Origin of the sequence: Rothia similimucilaginosa (assembly GCF_029850985.2) — a bacterium.
Classification (GTDB): domain Bacteria; phylum Actinomycetota; class Actinomycetes; order Actinomycetales; family Micrococcaceae; genus Rothia.
Genome location: NZ_CM138149.1, coordinates 787027 through 805583, shown reverse-complemented (window position 1 = coordinate 805583; position 18557 = coordinate 787027). Strand labels below are relative to the sequence as shown.

At 60.3% G+C, this 18557-nt stretch carries 13 protein-coding genes; all 13 read right to left on the bottom strand.

What is annotated here, in order from left to right:
* Positions 1-52: 52 nt before the first annotated feature.
* A complete protein-coding gene (locus QFX07_RS03415) occupies positions 53-922 on the bottom strand; it encodes a hypothetical protein (protein WP_279754176.1) in 870 nt (289 codons plus the stop codon).
* A gap of 97 nt (positions 923-1019) precedes the next feature.
* Positions 1020-1373, bottom strand: a complete 354-nt coding sequence (locus QFX07_RS03410; protein ID WP_279754177.1) for a beta/gamma crystallin-related protein — start codon at positions 1371-1373, stop codon at positions 1020-1022.
* Between the two features lie 456 nt (positions 1374-1829).
* The gene (locus QFX07_RS03405) at positions 1830-6152 is read right to left on the bottom strand and encodes an amino acid adenylation domain-containing protein (protein ID WP_279754178.1); all 4323 of its coding nucleotides are present in this window, start codon (positions 6150-6152) and stop codon (positions 1830-1832) included.
* A 187-nt stretch (positions 6153-6339) separates the two neighbouring features.
* Positions 6340-6567 carry a phosphopantetheine-binding protein gene (locus QFX07_RS03400; protein ID WP_219101141.1) on the bottom strand — a complete coding sequence of 76 codons (228 nt, stop codon included), beginning with the start codon at positions 6565-6567 and terminating at the stop codon, positions 6340-6342.
* A 38-nt stretch (positions 6568-6605) separates the two neighbouring features.
* Positions 6606-8306 (bottom strand): (2,3-dihydroxybenzoyl)adenylate synthase, encoded by a 1701-nt coding sequence (locus QFX07_RS03395; RefSeq protein ID WP_279754180.1) that lies wholly within the window; start codon positions 8304-8306, stop codon positions 6606-6608.
* Between the two features lie 315 nt (positions 8307-8621).
* On the bottom strand, positions 8622-10058 hold the full coding sequence (locus QFX07_RS03390) for an enterochelin esterase domain-containing protein (protein ID WP_279754181.1): 1437 nt from the start codon (positions 10056-10058) through the stop codon (positions 8622-8624).
* Between the two features lie 533 nt (positions 10059-10591).
* Entirely contained in the window at positions 10592-11434 is an 843-nt protein-coding gene (locus QFX07_RS03385) for an ABC transporter ATP-binding protein (RefSeq protein WP_279754182.1), read from the bottom strand.
* Complete coding sequence (locus QFX07_RS03380; RefSeq protein WP_279740247.1) at positions 11434-12540, bottom strand: FecCD family ABC transporter permease; 1107 nt, start codon at positions 12538-12540, stop codon at positions 11434-11436. The genes QFX07_RS03385 and QFX07_RS03380 overlap by 1 nt, the downstream gene beginning before the upstream one ends.
* Positions 12540-13607, bottom strand: a complete 1068-nt coding sequence (locus QFX07_RS03375) for a FecCD family ABC transporter permease (RefSeq protein WP_279754183.1) — start codon at positions 13605-13607, stop codon at positions 12540-12542. Before QFX07_RS03375 ends, QFX07_RS03380 begins: the two co-directional genes overlap by 1 nt.
* Before the next feature lie 146 nt (positions 13608-13753).
* Complete coding sequence (locus tag QFX07_RS03370) at positions 13754-14644, bottom strand: plasmid partitioning protein (RefSeq protein WP_279740251.1); 891 nt, start codon at positions 14642-14644, stop codon at positions 13754-13756.
* 171 nt (positions 14645-14815) lie between these two features.
* Positions 14816-16246, bottom strand: coding sequence for a hypothetical protein (locus QFX07_RS03365; protein WP_279740252.1), 1431 nt, complete (start codon positions 16244-16246; stop codon positions 14816-14818).
* A 129-nt stretch (positions 16247-16375) separates the two neighbouring features.
* Positions 16376-17449: an iron-siderophore ABC transporter substrate-binding protein gene (locus QFX07_RS03360; RefSeq protein WP_279740254.1), complete on the bottom strand. Its 1074-nt coding sequence runs from the start codon at positions 17447-17449 to the stop codon at positions 16376-16378.
* A 366-nt stretch (positions 17450-17815) separates the two neighbouring features.
* Entirely contained in the window at positions 17816-18511 is a 696-nt protein-coding gene (gene rpe / locus QFX07_RS03355) for a ribulose-phosphate 3-epimerase (protein ID WP_279740256.1), read from the bottom strand.
* Positions 18512-18557: the final 46 nt, after the last annotated feature.

The following is an 18557-nucleotide window of genomic DNA, read 5'->3' as shown; positions in this document are numbered from 1 at the left end:
AGACGCTAAACGAGGTCCCCGGTTGATGATTTATCAACCGGGGACCTTCTATTTATTGGTTTTTGAGAACCCACTCTTTATACCGAAGATTAACTGCTGATTTCTGCTGTCGCTGTTCTTCTAGTTTTGTTTCGTTATCTCGAATGAGTGGTTTTTGGTATGAGGCTACAAGATTGGCAAGACCTTGAGCCATTCCTGTATCTTTACTGCATTGTGCTTCAATGACGCTGAGCCGAATTTCTTCTTCCGATGCAGGGGCATTATCATCACCGCTAGCGCGGGTTGCATCTGATAGCTCTTTTGTACCCCATTCTTCGTCGCCCTTTCGTGGTGTTAAACCTTTATCCGATAGGCATTTCCACCATGCTTCACGGTATTTTTTCCATTCGGGATGATTCATGGCAGCTGCATAGGATTGGCCGTGGATTCGACGATAGGCTTCTGAGAGGCCACTTTGCTCTTCGAGGCTGATGCCCGCAATCTCTTTCAACGTGGCTAAGATTTCAGGCATGCACTGTTCCATGATTTTTGTGTCATAGCCCCCCGATGATGGTGCATTCCCAAATCGCTTGTAGTTTCCATATTTGGCGGAGTATTCGGGGTTCCAGAGACCAAACTCGCGACCGGATGAAAAGAATTTCCTATCTTCTACATCCGGGATATATATTTCGTAGGATTGGCCGTGTTTTGCGAAACAGCGCTGCCTGAGAATTTCCAAGGCTTGATTGTAATACTGGGAATTTTCATCGAAAATGTCATTGTATTCTTCGAGTGGAGTAATGATTTGGTTGTTTTTATAGTCTAGAGTTGCTTGGGCTGTTTCATCACGTTCTAGTTGCGGGCCTGTAGAACAGGATGTGCACGCTAGTGTGAATGCAAATGTTATGGCCATTGCGGGCTGAAAGAATTTCTTGAGGTTCATGATTTTTCCTTTCAAGAACAACAAGGGGATATATTTTATGGTTGGGTGGCATAGTACTTATGCAATACCACGCCACCCAACCATCTATACGGGGAAATTACTTTCGGTGAAGGGAAGTGATCTTATCGTTCCAGTCTCCGTTCCACCAATTTCGACCTTCATAGAAACCTTCGAGGCTGTTGAAGTCGCGATAATTGACATCGAATGAGAATCCCTGGTAGTTTTCATCCTGATAAACGACGTAATGTTCGCCATGGCTTCGGATGGAAGATACGCGATCATTCATATCGCCCAGGTGATGCACAGCCCAGTTACCGTGGGTGTCGTGAATACCGCCTGCCTCGTTATAGTTGCGCCAGTCGTAAAAGACTGCGGCGTTACCGGCGGGCATCGCTGCCATGGTAGCTGCCGTTGCAACCATCGCGGTTGCAAGAGCCTTGTAGAGCTTCATCGTAAACTCCTAGTGTTTTGAGAAGGATATCCTTCTGCGTGAGTGAAATACATTCTACGGCTTGGTGTATACCAAGTCGTTCTCTTAGCTACAATCCCTCTCTATGTAATCGGAATCATATTTAAGAGGTGGCTACAATGTAGCACTCATTAAGGAGTCTTTTCAAGCAACGAATGAGGCATGTGTCACAAAATCTAAGAGTACATGTATAATAAGGGCTGTAAAATTTGGTATTTTACACCATTTGCGTACTGATAATTTTTTGCACAAATATTTTATGTGACTAAAATCACTAAAAAATACTCTTTGTGATAATAAAGCGATGCCCCCGGTTGATGATTCATCAACCGGGGGCATTCGTTTTTACCTCAACCGCATGTTTTAACCGATGTAGCCCGGAGGTAACGACTATTACCTCCGGGCTACATCAGTTATGGGGAAATCAGTTATAGAGCGTTAGCTGGCGAAGTGGCCGGTCACCTCCGCCAGACGCGCCGGATTCACCAGGTCAGGGTGCGTGCCCTCCAGCAACACCGCACGGAACGACGACGCATGCGCCGCCCAACCCGCCGCATCCAGGTACGGCTGATCCTCATGCGGCACACCCACCAGCAACACATCACCATCAAAGAACGCCTGCTCAGCACCACGCATCAACGCCGCCGAAGCGCGCATACTACCCAAGCACACGCCCAACTTCTCCTCCGGTAGGTAACCCATCGCCGAACCCGCCCGCTGCAAACGCTCCAACGTACCCAGCAAATCAAGCTGCTCGTCGGCCGCCGGCTCCGGCAAACCACCCATACGCAGCAGCGCGCGGAAGCTCTCCTGCTCATCAGGCGCAGGCACACCCTGCCACTGCTCCGAAGGATACGCATCCAGCAGGATGACGCGCTCAACCTGAGCACCCGCAGCCTGCGCCAAAGCTGCCACCTGCACCGCGGCAGTACCGCCCACAGACCAGCCCATCAACGCAAAACGACGCGGCAACGAACGCTCCGCCAGAGTATTCTCAATCAGCTTCAGGTAACCCTCAGCCAGCTCCTGCAGGCTCGATGCGAAGCCAGCCTGCGGGTCAGAGAACGCCTCAGCCTGCAAAGCATACACACCCTGCTGAGCCGGAAGATGCGAGAGATACCCCGCATAGCACCAGCCCAAACCACCCGCAGGCGGCAGAATAAACAGCGGCGCGGGGGCCTCGGTAGTATCGGAGGCAACAGGCTGCTCACGCAGGGGCAGCACCGGCGCGAACTCCGCGCCCTCGCCACGCTCGCCCGCAATGGACGCCGCCAACGCCTGCACGGTCGGATGCGCAAACAGCGCACCGATACTCACGCTCAGGCCCAGCTGCTCCTCAACCGCGGCAATCACCTCAAGAGCCGCCAACGAATGACCGCCCGAGGCGAAGAAATCCTCATCCACGCCGAAACGCTCACGACCCAGCACGCCCGCAATAATCGAGCACAGCTGCTGCTCCAGCAGACCGTGCGGGCCCTCAGCGTCAGAAGTCTGAGGGGTCAGGTCGAGGGTCGCCAACAACTTGCGATCCGCCTTACCGGAGGGGCTCACCGGCAACGCAGGCAGGGTGTGCCACAGGGTCGGAACCATGTAGTCCGGCAGAACCTGCGCGCAATGCTCGCGCGCTGCTTCCACCAGCTGCTCGGCACGCTCGGCGGGCACGTCGCCCACCTCCAGCACCGCCGCCAGGGCAGGCTCACGCAGACCGCGGTACAGCAGAGCCACCGAAGCGGTTACGCCCTCAACCGCGGCAAGGGCCATCTCAATATCGCCCAGCTCCAGGCGCTGACCGCGCACCTTAATCTGATAGTCCGTGCGACCACGGTAGCCAATGACGGCGCGACCATCGGGAAGAATCTCCCAGCACGCCAAATCGCCCGTACGGTACAGGCGCTGACTCTCACCGTTCAGCAGCGCGAGCACACCGTCGGGAGTCTGCTCCACGAAAGCCGCCTCGGTCGCCTGCGGGTTGTTCTTGTAGCCGCGCGCCAGCTGCACACCCGACAGGTGCAGTTCACCCGTCACACCCACCGGCACGGGGTGACCGGTCGGGTCAAGAATCAGGGTGCCGGTGTTCCAGACCGGCTCGCCAATGGGCACGCTCTCACGCTGCGGGTCGGTGGAAGTCTCCCAGAAGGTGACGTCCACCGCCGCCTCGGTCGGGCCGTAGAGGTTCAGCGGGTACACGCCCAGAACCTCGCCCGCCGCCTGCACCTGATCCTTCTGCAGGGCCTCGCCCGAGCAGACCACATAGCGCAGGGGCTGCTCTCGACCCTGGCCGAAGCCGGCATCAGCCAGGATGCGGCGCGCCGCCGGCGACGAGGTCAGCGCCGACAGCATGGTCGGCACAAAGTGCACCGCCGTGACGGACTGCTCGGCAATCACGCGCGCCAGGTAGGCGGGGTCGCGGTGCCCATCCGGGGCGGCAATGACCACGGCGGCGCCCTCGGCAAGCGGCCAGTACAGCTCCCACACGTGCACGTCAAAGGAGATGGGGGTCTTGTGCAGAATGCGGTCACCCTCCCCTACCGGAATCTGGTGCTGCTGCCAGCGCAGGCGGTTATCAATCGCGCGGTGGCTAATGGCAACGCCCTTCGGACGACCCGTGGAGCCGGAGGTGAAGAGCACGTAAGCGTCCTCGTCCAGACCGGTTTTCACTCCCGGAAGCTCATCAGCGGCGGGTGCTGAGGAGGGGGCCAGGGCGGGATCGTTAGTGCTCAGCAACGGCAGGGTTTGTTCAGACAGCACGTGCTGGGGCAGGTTCACATGACGCTGCGGTTCCTGCGGGTTCAGAGCCTCCGCGCTCAGCGGGTGCAGGCCGGGGCCGTGCAACAGCAGGGAGCACTCGGCATCCTCCATCATCACGCCCACACGCTCGGCGGGTAGATCCGGAAGCACCGGCACATAGGTGGCGCCGGCGTACAGCAGGGCGTACAGCGCCACGTACTGCTCCACACCGCGGTGCACACGCAGACCCACCGCATCGGAAGGGCGAACACCCCAGTCCAGCAGCTGCGAGGCAAGCGCACGGGCGCGCTCATCCAGTTCCGCGTAGGTGAGGGCGCGGTCGAAGGCGTAGGCGCGCTCCGACTCGGGGGTGAGTACCTCGCCGGGTGCGGGGGCGGAATCCAGCACGGCGAGCGCCTGCGGATGTGCCACCACCGCGTCACGGAAACGACCCAGCAGGGTCTTGTACTCCATCGGGTGCTCGGTGCGCGCCGGGGCGGTCAGCTCGCGCAGGGTCGCCAGTTCAGCCTTGGTCGCCAGACCCAGGTTGTTCAGGGAGGCGCCCTCGCGCTGCGCTTCGGCGGCGTAGGCGGGCAGCCACTCGCTCAGGCGGGCGGCGTGGCGCTCCAGCTCCTCGGCGGTATAGAGCGCCGGGTTCATGTCAATCTCACAGGAGATGCTGTTGCCGCGACCGGGCATGCCGCGCAGGGTGAAGGTCGCGTCAGCAACGGGACCGGCGGAGATATTGTGAATGCGCGCGGTCGGTACCGGGGCCCCGGACTCGTCCTTGGAGGGCGCCGCCAGCGGCAGCACCGCGTCAAAGGGCACCACGTTAATCTGCGCACCAAACAGCCTGGACTGGGCGTTACGTGCGGTACGTTCCAGGTCTTCCTGGCGAGCCAGCGGATGCTCAGCGTTACGGGCGTACTGTTCCTTCACCGAGTGCAGGGACTCCGCGATGGAACCGGTCGCCGCAACCTGCACCGGCAGAACGTTCACCGCGGTACAGCCGGTCTGCGCGCTCGCCGCACCCAGGGCGCGGGTCGCCTCCGGCAGGGTGCGGGCGAACATGCGGTTCATCTGCGGCACACCGAACGAAGCCTGCGAGTAGCCGCCCACACGCGCCAGGTACGAGCCCACGGCAGCGGTCGCCAACACCGGCCAGGAGACGGCGTGCTGCTTTGCCGCATCCAGCAGAGCCTGCTGGGTGGGCACGTCAATGCTGAACGCCAGGCGCACAGACCGCGCCGACGGGGAAGCTGTACGACCCGCCAGGGAGGTATCTTCCTGCTCCAGGGCGCCGCTCGCCTCCCAGAAGGCGACGTCTTCGTCACGGGAGGTTGAGGCAGCATCGTCGGCATCGAGCAGCTGTTGCAGGCTCATGCGGCGGGTTGCAGGGACCGGCTGGCCTGCGGACAGGGCACGGTATATCGCCGCCACGCGGGAGAGACCGTTGAACGCCGCGAACCCGTCAGCAACCACATGGGAGAAAGAATGGTACACCCAGAGGAACCCGTCGTAACGCACTGCAGCGCTGCGTACGGTCACGCCCTCATCGGTGGTAAGGGGCTGGGCGAGCAGACGCTGTGCCCAGGTGCGCACCGGCGCAGGCAAGTCAGAGTTAGGCAGGTCAGAGATGTTCTCCTCCCCCGCCTCCGCGGTGTCGTTCAGATCCCCCTCATCCACGAGCAGGTCAATGCCCGCGAGGAATGCCTCAAGCGACAGAATCTGCTGGGAGGCGGCACCATCGGCAATGCGGGTGCGCACGCGGAAGCCCTCGTTCTCGCGGTAGAGCTGCTCAAAAGCCTCACGCAGCAGAGCGAGGTCGGTGTCTGCGGGGCATTGCAGAACCTCCGCGGTGTTGTAGCAGGGATTCGTCGGGTCAATCGCGGCGGCAAAATAGATGCCGCGCGCGTTAGTGGTCAGCGGCAGCCAGGGACTGTCAGCACTATGCTGTGCGGAGGGGTTCGCGGCGGTGCGAAGGTAGGAAGCAGTCCCGAAGCTAGCGGCTGCGGTAGTATCAGCTACGCCCATGGTGGCCTCTCAAGGTCTGGATCAGGGGTCTGAGTCAAGGATGATATGCGGTGTGTAAAAGGTAGGCTACTGCCCCGCCAATTCACGCTGGCAGAAGTAAGCTGACAAGGGTAAACGAGGCGAGTAGCAAACACCCCGAGCACCCGTCTGCATTCGCGGCAGGTAGGCGCTCGGGGTACGATGAAACTTAGCCCAGGCGGGAGGCGATGAACTCCACAGTCGGGTTCTCCACCAGCTCGGTAAACTCAATCACGGCGCCCTCAGCGGCAAGGTCGTCGAGCAGGGCGAAGGAGCCCATCGAGTCCAGGCCCAGAGAAAACAGGTCGGTGGTCGGTTCGTCAAACGCGGTCTGCAGAGAGTCGGGCTCGACGATGTACTTCTCCATGATGGGGCGCAGGGTCTCAAGTGCGGACATTTTTCTCCTCAATAGGGGTAGGAATACGGGCTTAAGATTTAGCCAAAAATTTCGGCAAGCTTGGCGCGCAGTTCGCGGCGAGAAATCTTACCCACGTTCGTGGTGGGCAGCTTCTGCAGAACCTGCACGCGCTCGGGAATCTTGAAGTCAGCGAGCTTCTTCGAAGTGAAGAACTCATGCATCGTGCGGCGCGGGTTTTCACCCAGGTCGGCGCCTTCCTGCGGCACAATAACCAGGCCCACACGCTCGCCCACGGTCTCATCCGGGATGCCCAGAACCACGGCGTCAAAAACGTCGGGGTGGGTTAGCGCCAGCTCTTCAATTTCATCCACGGCAATCTTCTCGCCGTTGCGGTTAATCTGGTCCTTCGCGCGGCCGGTCACCTCAAGGTACTTAGCGGCAACTAGGCGCACAATATCACCGGTGCGGTAGAAGCCTTCCTCGGTGAAGCCGTAGCGGTTCGCGTTCTCCTCCAGGTAGTAGCCGCGAATCGTGTACGGGCCGCGGGTGAGTAGGTGGCCGCTCTCGCCGCGCTTAACCGGCTGGTCCTGATCATCAACAATCAGAATTTCATCGTCGGGGCTAATCGGGTAGCCCTGAGTCCTCAGGCGCATCTCAATCGGGTCGGTCGAACGGGTGTAGTTCACCAGGCCCTCAGCCATGCCGAACACCTGCTGAACGGTGCAGCCGAGCACCGACTCGATCTTGCCCGCAACCGCCGGAGCCAGCTTCGAGCCGCCCACCTGCAGGGTCTGCAGGGAGGGCAGGGACACTTCGCGCTTCTCCGCGGAGGCGACCCACGCCTGAGCCAGCGGCGGCACCAGCGCGGAGGTGGTCACACCTTCCATCTCAATGAGGTGGAACGCAGTCTGCGGGGACGGATCCGCCGCAAACACCAGCTTGCCGGAGGCGCACATGACGCCCAGAATACCGGGCGAGCTCATCGTGAAGTTATGAGCGGCGGGCAGCACCACGAGCATGGTCGTGTTGTTGTTCAGCTTGCAGATATCGACCGAACCGCGTACCGAGTACAGGTAGGCAGCGTGGGTGCGAGGAATCAGCTTCGAAATGCCGGTCGTACCGCCGGAAAGCTGCAGGAACGCCACCTGCTCGCTCGCACGCAGGTTCTCGGTGTTCTGAATGACGCCGGGCACGAACTCTTCAGCGAGCTCCTCTTCGGTCAGCGGGGTCAGCGGCTCCGCAACGTCAATAGCAACCGGCGGCTCTTGAAAGTTCTTGCGCAACTCGGCGGCAACATCCTCGTGCAGGGCGGAGAAATCTGCACCCGGGGTTAGCGAAGAGAACACATGCGCCGCCGCGTCGGTGCGGGTCGCAAAGTGCACGAGCTCAGTGGTGCGGTGCTGCGGCAGGCAGAACACCGGCAGAGCAGCCGCCCAGAAAATACCGAGCAGGTACACCAGGTACTCGGCGGTGTTACCCAGCTGCAGCAGCACGCGGTCACCGGGCTGCACGCCAGCCTGAATGAGGCGCACCGCAGCGGCACGACCTGCCGCTTCCAGCTCACCGTAGGAGAGGCGAATCTGCTGGGGCTTGCCGTCCTCATTAAGCTGCGCGTGCGAGATCGCCACCAGCGCAGGAAAGTGCGGCTTCGCTCGGCAGGCATCCAACAGGAACTCGGGGATGGTCTGGTCAATCCAGTAGCCGGCTTCGCGGTACTTCGCGGCAAAAGACTCGGGGATGAGCGGTGTGGGGGCCAGGGGGCTACGTTCTACGGTCATCTTCTCTCGATTTCTGTGTCGTTTGCGGTTTCTATAGCGCTCACGTGCTGCGTGCGTTCGCAGCGTGATGCCATCTCGTCAATGAGGGCGGGTGCGCAGCCTACACCGGGTACCCTTCGGTACCCCTCGTGGCACGGTAGTGCTACATCTACCAAGAGACTACGCATCTCTTATGCTGTCCTTTTCTAGGATACGGGCGCGGCGGTGTTTACCCTAACGGGAACCCCGCATGCCCACCATGCGCCCCCAGCGGGCGGGGCAAACCTCAGCAGGCGAGGGGTCCGGGGCGCCCAATCATCGGCAGCGGTACAAGCTCTACGCTACTTTTCGTGCATCTTTCTCGTAGTTCTGCTCGCCACGCTCAATATTCCGCTGGTGAGCATCAATGATGCGTTCCAGGGTCGGCACAATCGCACCGCGCCAGCACGCATAATCGTGACCGCCGTTAAAGGTCGTGCAGCGCGCTCTCTCCAGACCAAGCTTTTCCAGGCGCACCTTCAGCTCACGGTGAGGAGGCACCAAAACCCACTCCTGCTCCCCCACCTCAATCTCAAGGTACAGGTGGCGCAGACGATCAATCTCTCCCGCCGCCTCCAGCTCGTCCAGGCGGTCCATGACCTGTGGCTGCCACAGCGACGATGACTGCGCGATCGCACCGCCAAAGGCCTCCGGGCGGCTCAGCACCGCCAACAGGGAGGACAGGCCACCCAGCGACTGACCGTTAATCACAATGTTCTGCGGCGCGGTCTTAATACCGTGCACCGCTTCCAGGTGCGGGAAGGCAATCTCCACCAGGTAGTCGGCAATCGGGTTGTCACCGTTCAGTTCCTTCCAGCGGTTCTCACGACCGCCAGAGTGAAGGAAGAACACGTGCATCGCCGGAATACGGCCCACCTCATGGGCGCGATTGAGGATACGCTCCATGCCCTGACTAAACCACATTTCGCCGTCGAACTGGATGAACAACGGCGCATCCGGGGCGGGATCGCCCACGCGACCGAGCACGTACTGGTGGCCGTCAGGGGTATGCATCCACTCGGGGGCGGGCAGTGCGTCAATCTCTTCCTGAGTCAGGATGAACTCCTGCACCGGCGCGTGCTCAAGCTGCACCACACCCATGCAACGACCGATGCGGTTGCACACGGTCTCGGGGTTCAGCGGGTCGCCCTCACCGGAGTCCAGCGCGGCGCGCAGGCGCACCTGGTCGTCATCACCCAGCCAGGCGGGGCGCTCGCCGGGCAGCACCGGCAAGAAGTTGTAGGAGGCACGCCAGGTAGTTTCCATCTGCATGCTCAGCTGCCACCATCCGGTGCCCTCGATGCGGGTCATGAGGGAACGGTCAAGATTCTTCTCATCGGTCAGGCGGTTGATGAACATGAGCACCTGCTCCGCCTGCTCGTTGTGGTACAGGAAGGTAACGATGCGCTCGTTCTCACTGATGCTGCCGTCTTTACGGTGCACCGGCTCGATGATGGGGGTACCTTCGGAGACGACCTCAACGATGCGGGCGTTCAGCTCTTTGGAGCTGACTGCCTCGGCGATGAGGGCGCTGATGAGGGGGCTGTCCACGCGCGGTGCCGGTACGGGGCGCGGGGTTTTGGGAGGACTCGGGCGCACAGCCGGCGCAACGGTACACGGCTGCGCAGAGGTAGCCTGTACAGAAGCAGGCTGTTCAGAAGTGCCCTGTACAGAAATGCCCTGTACAGAAATGCTCTGTGCGGGAACGGTCTCGGTGGGTTCGTGCTCGCCCAACGGTTCCTCCTTGGTCTGTGGAAACACTCAATTGATGAGAATCGGTGAGGAGGCACATTATCGTTAGTTAGCCTCTACTACCTCACTCTATGGTATCCCTTACCCAAACTCCAGCCAAAGGGAAAAACGAAAGAACCAAAAGATGACAATCATGACAGCCAGCACACACTACTAAAACCCAAGCACGAAGCCACCACAACCCTGCCCAGCCCAGCCCCACCTAAAACCAGCCTGTCCACCCCAAAAGTTAAAAGAGATGAGGCACCGAGACCGTGCATCAAACCTCTCAAGTCGTAACTTTCAAAGCCTCATACGGCAGTCTCGGTGCCTCATCTACGGGTTCCCAAAATGGAACCTACCCAGTGCTCGGATCCGTTCATGCGTCAAAGACGGGCGAGCACCGGGTAGGCGCCCTACGCGCAGGGGATCCTGGGTCCCTCAGATCCTAACGTTCGCTACTCGGCGCAATGCCGAGCTTTTCCACCCGTACTGAGACGATTGGCGCCAACTCCCACGCGGCTTAGGGGCGAAAACTATTCGCTTTCGCGGGCCGCCGAAATAGCATCAGCGGCAATATGAATTGATTGGTTCTCCTTCGGAATAACCAAAGGAGTACCAGTGCACGGATCAGGAATAATAACCGATTGCAGGTCAAAAACTTCCTGAATAAGTTCCGGTGTAATTATCGCACGCGGATCACCCTGAGCGATAATCCGACCCTGCTTCATTAAAACAACATGAGTAGCATACCTGAAAGCAAGGTTCAGGTCATGCAACACCACGGCTACAGTCCGGCCTTCGGAATGCAATTTCTTCGTCAGGTTCAGCACCTCAATCTGGTGTGTGATGTCCAGGTAGGTGGTCGGCTCATCGAGAAGAATCAGCGGGGTCTGCTGCGCCAGGGTCATGGCAATCCACACGCGCTGACGCTGACCGCCCGAGAGCGCCTCAATGGGACGCTCCGCAAGCTCCAGCACGTTCGCTGCCTGCATCGCCTCCACGCAGGCTCGCTCGTCCTCATCAGACCAGGAACGCAGTAGCGACTGGTGCGGGTAGCGGCCGCGCGCCACCACATCCGCCACGGTCACGCCACTCGGCGCCTCCGGGGTCTGCGGCAACATCGCCAGGATCTTAGCAATGGCGCGGGACTTCATCTGCGGCAGCGGGGTGCCGTCTAGGCGAACCTCGCCCTCTTTGAGCGGGTTCACGCGGGCAAGAGCCTTCAATGTGGTCGACTTACCACAGGCGTTGGGGCCCAGGATAACGGTCAGCTCCCCCTCCGGCACCTGAAAATCTACCCCGTTGAGCACCGTATGCTCACCGTAGGCAACCACCATGTTCTCGCCTTCAAGGCGGGTCGTCACACTAGTGTTCACTAGCTCTTCTTCCTTTCGAGGTAAATCAGGTAAATCAGGTACAGGCCACCAATCGCGCCGGTCACCACACCCACCTGAATGATGCGTCCGGAAACAGCGAATCGGCCAATCAGGTCGGAGCCGAGCACCATGAACGCACCCATGAGTGCCGCGGAGGTGAAGCCCACCCCACCACTACGGGAGAGAGTCTTCGCAATGTGCGGCGCAGCCAGGGCGACGAAGGCAATCGGACCGGTCGTCGCGGTCGCCAGCGAAACCAGAAGCACACCGATGAACAGAGCCGCCACACGGTACGCATTCACGCTCACACCCAAACCGGATGCCACCTGGTCACCAAAACGAATCGCGCCCAGCGGGCGGACCAGCATCAGCAGCAGCGGAGTCACCACAAGCAGCAGACCCAGTAGCGCGTAGGTGCGCTCCCAGGTGATGTCATTGAGCGAACCGGCAAGCCAGGACGCCGCGGTCTGCGCCTGAGTCAGCGAAGCACGCACCACCAGCAGCGCGTTGAACGCCGCCAGAGTCGAACCCACACCAATACCGACCAGCACCAGACGGAAACCGTACAGGCCCGTGTGCCGCGTCAACAACCACACCAGCACCGAGGTCGCTAAGCCACCAACCACAGCGCCCAGGGCAACCTCAACGGGGCCGGAATTGAACACAATAATCTGCAACAGCGCACCGGTTGCGGCACCATTTGTGAAGCCGATAATATCCGGTGATCCTAGGGCGTTACCCGAAATCACCTGGAAAATCGCACCCGACAGACCAAGCGCCGCGCCCACCAGAAGCGCCGCCACAATACGCGCCGCACGCTGCTGAGCAAAAGTCACCGTAATCTGCTTACCCTCACCTAGCAGCGCCGGGATCAGCTTCTCCGGGGCAATCTTGTAGTCCCCCTGCAGCATGCCCCAAAACGCCAGCACCGCAATCAGCACCACCAACGCCACATTCAGAATCAGCACACGCCACGGCACCTGAGCACTCAGCGGACCGCGCACAGTCAACACCGGGCGGCCACCCAAATCGCGGCCACGACGACGCGCAGAACGATTAGTCGCAGTGGTGGCGGCCTCCGTCGATAGAGCGGAAGAATTCGACATTAGAGAGCCTCCACCTTACGACGAGTCATCAGGAACAAGAACACCGGGGCACCGGCAAGAGTCGCCACAATACCCACCTGAGTCTCCTGCGGAGCCACCAGCACACGCGCCAACACGTCAGCACACAGCAGCCACACCGGACCCAACAGCGCCGAACCATAATTCACCCAGCGCACATCATTACCGAGCAGAGCACGCACCACAAACGGCACTGCCAAACCCACAAATCCAATCGGACCCACAGCAGCAGTCGCCGCACCAGCAAGCACCGTCACCGCCAGCAACGTCAAATTCTGCGTCGTACGCACACTCACGCCGAGGCTGGTCGCCGCCTCCTCGCCCATACTCAGAGCATTAATCGCAGGAGCCACAAAAAATGCCACCAGCACACCCAGCACAATCACCGGGCCCACCGTTGACGCGATATCCATACCGCGGCCCTCCAGCGAACCGGCAACCCACACACGGAACTCGTTATACGCATCCTGATCAGCCAAAATCAGGCCCTGCGCAATCGCCGACAACGCCGCAGAAATCGCCACACCCGCCAACGCAAGCTTCACAATCGACCCGTCACGGCCACGACCCAGCGTGTACACCAGCACCGCAGCCAACGCACCACCAATCGTCGCAGCAACCATGTACTGCCAAATGCCCATCACACCAAAAACCACCACGGAAGCAATCACAGCCACCGCAGCACCGGCATTCACACCCATCAGACCGGGCTCAGCCAGCGGGTTACGGGTCAACGACTGCATCAACGAACCGGCAACCGCCAACGCAGCACCCGCTGCAAGACCCACCAGGGTACGCGGAATACGCTGCTCCGTCACAATCGTCTGCGTCTGCTCAGAAGCAGTGCCATTGAAAACAGCCAGAACCTGATCCGGCGGAAGATTATTCGACCCGAACAGCAAAGAAGCAGCCACAGCCCCCACCAAAAGCACCGCAAACAGGAACAGAAAAGCCAGGCGCTTACCCAACTTCTGCCCCTGAATCACAGAACCCTGACGGGACGTACTCTCCTGCTGAACATCTCGGGACAATGAGCTCGTGCGGGCCACTATGCTCCTTATGCTCGATACAAGAAAACTAAGGAGGCGCGCCCGGCGCACCCACACCACGCGAGGGGTACCCGGCACACCGGTAGATAATGAGAGAAACGCCGGAGCGGGTGGGTTACTCCCCCACCCGCATCCGACGTTAAGTCTTAGCGCTTACGGGTCAGCAGCAACGCAGCGGCACCCACAACGCTTACGCCCAGAACCACCACGCCAATCCACGGGAACGCAGCACCGTAAGTCACGGTCTGAACGGTGGATGCGGTGTTAGCCGCGCCCGAAGCTGAAGCGCTCGGGTTCGACGCATTACCGCGCGCAACAGCCGAAGAAGATGCGCTCGCCGAAGCGGTAGCCTTCTTCTGGGCATTTGCAGAAGCCGAAGCAGCCGGCGCAGCGGAAGAGTCAGCTTCCACGTTCAGGCGGTCGTACTCCTCCTTGGTGATGGTGTTGCCGTCAGCGTCGGTGTACACAGTCTCAGCCTCAGCATTCGACTCATCACTCTGAGAGTTTGCGGAATCATCAGAACCCGAACGACGAGAGGAAGAGTTAGAAGATTCAGAACCGTTCTCGCCCACCACGGTGAACTCGGGGCTGCGGTTGCTGTACGCCTCGGTACCCAGGTACTTGCCGTCCTTGTCACGCTTCTCACGGGAAGCGAGGAAACGCAGAGTGTGGGTGCCAGGGCCTACATCCGGCAGCACGAAGGAACCGGAGACGTTACCGTTGCCATCGGTCTTCTGCTGATGCACCACGCAAGCGCCCTGAGCCGCATTGGAGGGGCACAGGTTGCCGTCGTCCACCTTCACGGACACCACAGCGTTCGCGGGGAAGCCGCTCACGCTAAAGGAAATCACGCCGTGCTCGCTCACAGAGGGGGAAACGGTTGAGGAGGTGTTATCGGTAGATGCCTTCGCACCACCCGGAGGCAGAGCGGATGCAGTGCCAACACCCAGGCCCAGTGCCAGGGTTGCGGCGGCGCAGGCGGTCAGTGCCTTAGAGGTCAGGGATGCCTTCGGGGTTCCCGAAAAAGGTGCACGCATGGTTGTCCTTTCAAATCTTTGCCAGGTTCATCTCTGGATATTCCGGTCCGTAGCAGAAACAACGGAGCGACGCTGTATATCTGAACCCAAGTAGTCGGAGGGGCACCCGGTTTACGCACCCCTTCTCCAGGGGGGTGAGCCGGTGCCGGTGTGAGTGTGCAGTCAGAAAATTTACTTCTTGGAGGTACGCAACACCAGAGCCGTAGTCAGAATCACCAAGCCAGCTGCCGAAAGCAGCAGGTTGTTGGCGTTATTGACTAGCCACTTGGTCATACCGGTTAGCTCAGTACCTTCAATGGTTGGCCCCTGCGCAGTCAGGGCCGTAGGGCTGGAGGTAGCACTTGCATTCGAACGCGGCGAGGCAGAAGCAGAAGGTGAGCTGATGGCTTTAACACTCGCATTAGCCTGGGGCGTCGAGGCAGCGCTTTGGGGAGCTGCTTCCTTCGCCTTAGCCTGCACTCGCTTCACAATAGGTTCGGCGGGAGTAACAACTGTGGCGAGTGACGGCTCCACATCGTAGGAGCCCTGGTCATCATTGGATACATCCTCGCGGGGTGCCACGACACGCTCGATAGTTATGTCAGCAAAACCAAGCACGGCATTCTCAGCATCCTGATTACCGTTGTGCACAACCACTCGGTAGGTGGTGGGAGACATAGTTCCGCTAGTCTCGTAGCTGAAACTGCGGTTGTTATCCAGGCGCTTCCAGCCGGAGCCGTAGAGGGTCTGCGGGGAGTTACCGAGATAGGTCGCGGCGTACACCCAGGTGCCCGGTTCAGCGTTCGGCACGGTCACGGTCACGGTGGAGCCGTCACGGCTCACCTGCACGCCATTACCAGCGGTCAGTTCGGAGGCGTTGACCGGCTCGGGTGCGTCACCGGGGGCGTACTCCGGAGCCTTGTCGCTGAGCTTAATCTTCTGTCGAATAGACACGCCGCGGTCGTAGTTTTTACCCTGCTCATCTGCTCCACCCAAGGAACCGGAGAGGATCTGCACGTTGTGCTCGGAATTTTCGGTAGCCCAGCCTGCCTCCACCAGTTTTTCGGCACTCAAACCGGTGTTTTCGGTGGTGGGCAGAGGAACCTCAACCTCAAAGGTACCGTCTTCATTGGCAATTGCCATGAAGTTTGCAGGCGAGTTGCCACCCTCCTTAGTCAGGGGATTAATGGCCTGGTGTGCTTTATCGGGGAGGGCATCCAGGAACTTGACCGCAAATATGGCGCCGCGGTCGGGGGCATTACTCACGAAGCCTTCACCGCGCACCACAATCTTGCCTTCGCGCCACTTTTCGGTGGAGATGGTCACACGTGCCTTCACAGGGTTCGCTGTCTTGGAGCTGGCAGACTTAGTCGGCTGAATACTCGATGACGCTGACGGGGTAGGCTCAGCGGTCTTGCTCGGCTCATCAGAGGGAGCAGCATTAGGGGTAGCCGAGGCTGACGGGGTCGCCGCCGGGTCCGAGGCGATACCAATCGGCAGGTTGGAATCCGCGAATGCGAGAGTGGTGCCGGTCAGCGCTGCTCCAGGGGTGATGAGCGCGCCGGCGAGAGCCACGACGGCACCGTAGCGGGCTGCGGTGCGCACGGGTCGAGTTTCGGTCATTGTGCTCCTTGAGGATGGTGTGGTGGGTCGTGCATCCCCTTCCCGCCGCGGTTTTCAGGTCGCGGTGGGAAGGGGTGTGGCGGAAGCTTCAGCGTGTGATTGCTTCACCGAGTGTTCAGAACGGGATGTTTAGAGCGGAAGCGCCTTCTTGACGTCTTCGATAATGCCCTCGAGCAGCAGCGGACCGCCGGTGGAGGTCCACTTGGAGCCGTCCACGAGAATCACGTGGTCGTCCTTGACGGCCTTCAGGTTGGTGAAGCCGGAGGTTTCCTTCGCCTTATTCAGTGCTTCTTCGGCGCCCTGCAGACCTGCGGAGCCCTGCGCGTTCGGGTTCTGCTGGCTTGCGCCGCCGAGGGTGCCCAGGAACATGTAGTCCGCGTCGATGGTTGCCAGGTTCTCCAGGGAGACGGGCTCGGAGTGACCCTGGCCGTTACGGTCCTGCGCCTCGGGGCGCTTAAGACCCAGGTCGTTGAGCACCTGGCCGGCGGGCAGTTCCTTGAGAATCAGGGCGGGGCCGTTGCCTGCCCAACGGACGATAGAGAAGGTCTTGTCGCCGTACTTGGGGGCGAGCTGACCCTTCAGCGCCGCGGCATTTGCCTCGTATGCCTTGATGACTTCTTCGCCCTTGTCGACCATGTTCATGGCGTTGGCGACGTTGCGGAAGTTGATTCGCCAGTCGCCACCCGCGTAGCCGCAGTAGACCACGGGGGCAATCTTCTTGAGGGTTTCGTAGGCATCGGAGCGCTTGTCCACGCCAGTGGAGTCGACGAGAATCAGGTCGGGTTCGAGGTTGCCGATCTGCTCGTAGTTGACCTGGGCGACGGTGCCGATGATCTGCACGTCCTTGGCGCGGTCGGCGAGGTAGTTGGGTACGCCGGACTGGCCGCGGCCAGAGACCGAACCGGCGGGGGTCACGCCGAGGGCGAGCAGGCCGTCGAGGGTGGGTTCGGAGAGGACGATAACCTTCTTCGGGCTGGCGGGAACTTCTACGTTCTCGTCGTCGATATCCTTGATGGTTCGGGTGCCGCCGTTGCCGCCCGAGGTGGAACCGCCGGAAGTGGTGGTCGTGGTGGTCTCGCTGCTGCATGCCGCGAGGGCGAGAGCAGCCGAGGAGGCAAGCGCCAAGCCGAAGAAGGCGCGGCGGTTAACGCCCGATGCGCCGTGGTTTTCGGTGTCGGTCAGATCGGTTTGGTTGAAAGGCATAGTTCCCCCTAGATATAACTAAACTATACCTAACCTTACAGATATCTGAGTGTTACATCAAGACGTATTCAGTTTGCATTCTCCGACCGTCAGGATGCCCAGGTTTGCCGCGGAATTCGGCGGGTTAACATATTTCACTCTTTGTCACTGTCTTGCTGACACTATGTCGCTTAAATGAGTGTCTCTCCCTCACCGTTATCTCGTTATAAAACCACGGTGGGCAAAAAGCAAGACATGCAAAACGCCCCGTTGCAAAGAACCGCGACGGGGTGCAGTCTTCGCAACGGGGCGTTGAGGTTTTATAGGTGCGGGGTTTTATAGATGCCGGGCGCCATTACTGGCGTACACCGTTATCGGCGAGTACCGCTAGCAGCCACAACCGGTGCCAGAGCGCTTGACCGATGCGGCCGCCGCACGCAGGGAGGCGATGGCCGCCTCCGGACCGCCGAGCGCCTCGTCCACACCGTAGACCGAGCTGCCGGCAACGAAGCAGGTTGCGCCCGCCTCCGCAGCACGCAGAATGGTCTCTTCGGTGATGCCGCCGTCCACCTGTACGGTCACCGGCAGGTTCGCGCCCTCAATCGCCTTGGCAGCACGGGCAATCTTCGGCAGGGTTACGTCCAGGAACGCCTGGCCGCCGAAGCCCGGTTCCACGGTCATAATCAGCAGCATGTCCAGTTCGCTGAGCATGTCCAAGTAGGGTTCCACGGCGGTTGCCGGGCGTAGCGCCATACCTGCCTTCGCACCCTCAGCACGCAGGGTTCGCGCCAGCTTGATGGGTGCGATAGCCGCCTCCGCGTGGAAGGTCACCGATTCGCAGCCCATGCTGGCGTATTCGGGTGCCCAGCGGTCGGCCTCGTCAATCATCAGGTGCACATCGAACGGCACCGGGGAGATTTCGCGCAGACGCTTGACCACCGGTGGGCCCCAGGTGAGGTTGGGGACGAAGTGGTTGTCCATCACGTCAATATGCGCGGCGTCTGCGGTGGAAATGCGCTCCAGCTCGCGTTGCAGGTTCGCGAAATCCGCCGAGAGAATCGACGGGTTAATGGCAATACCCATGGGGTTCCTTTCAAATCCGTGCCGTATGGCGAATGATGCTAGGCGG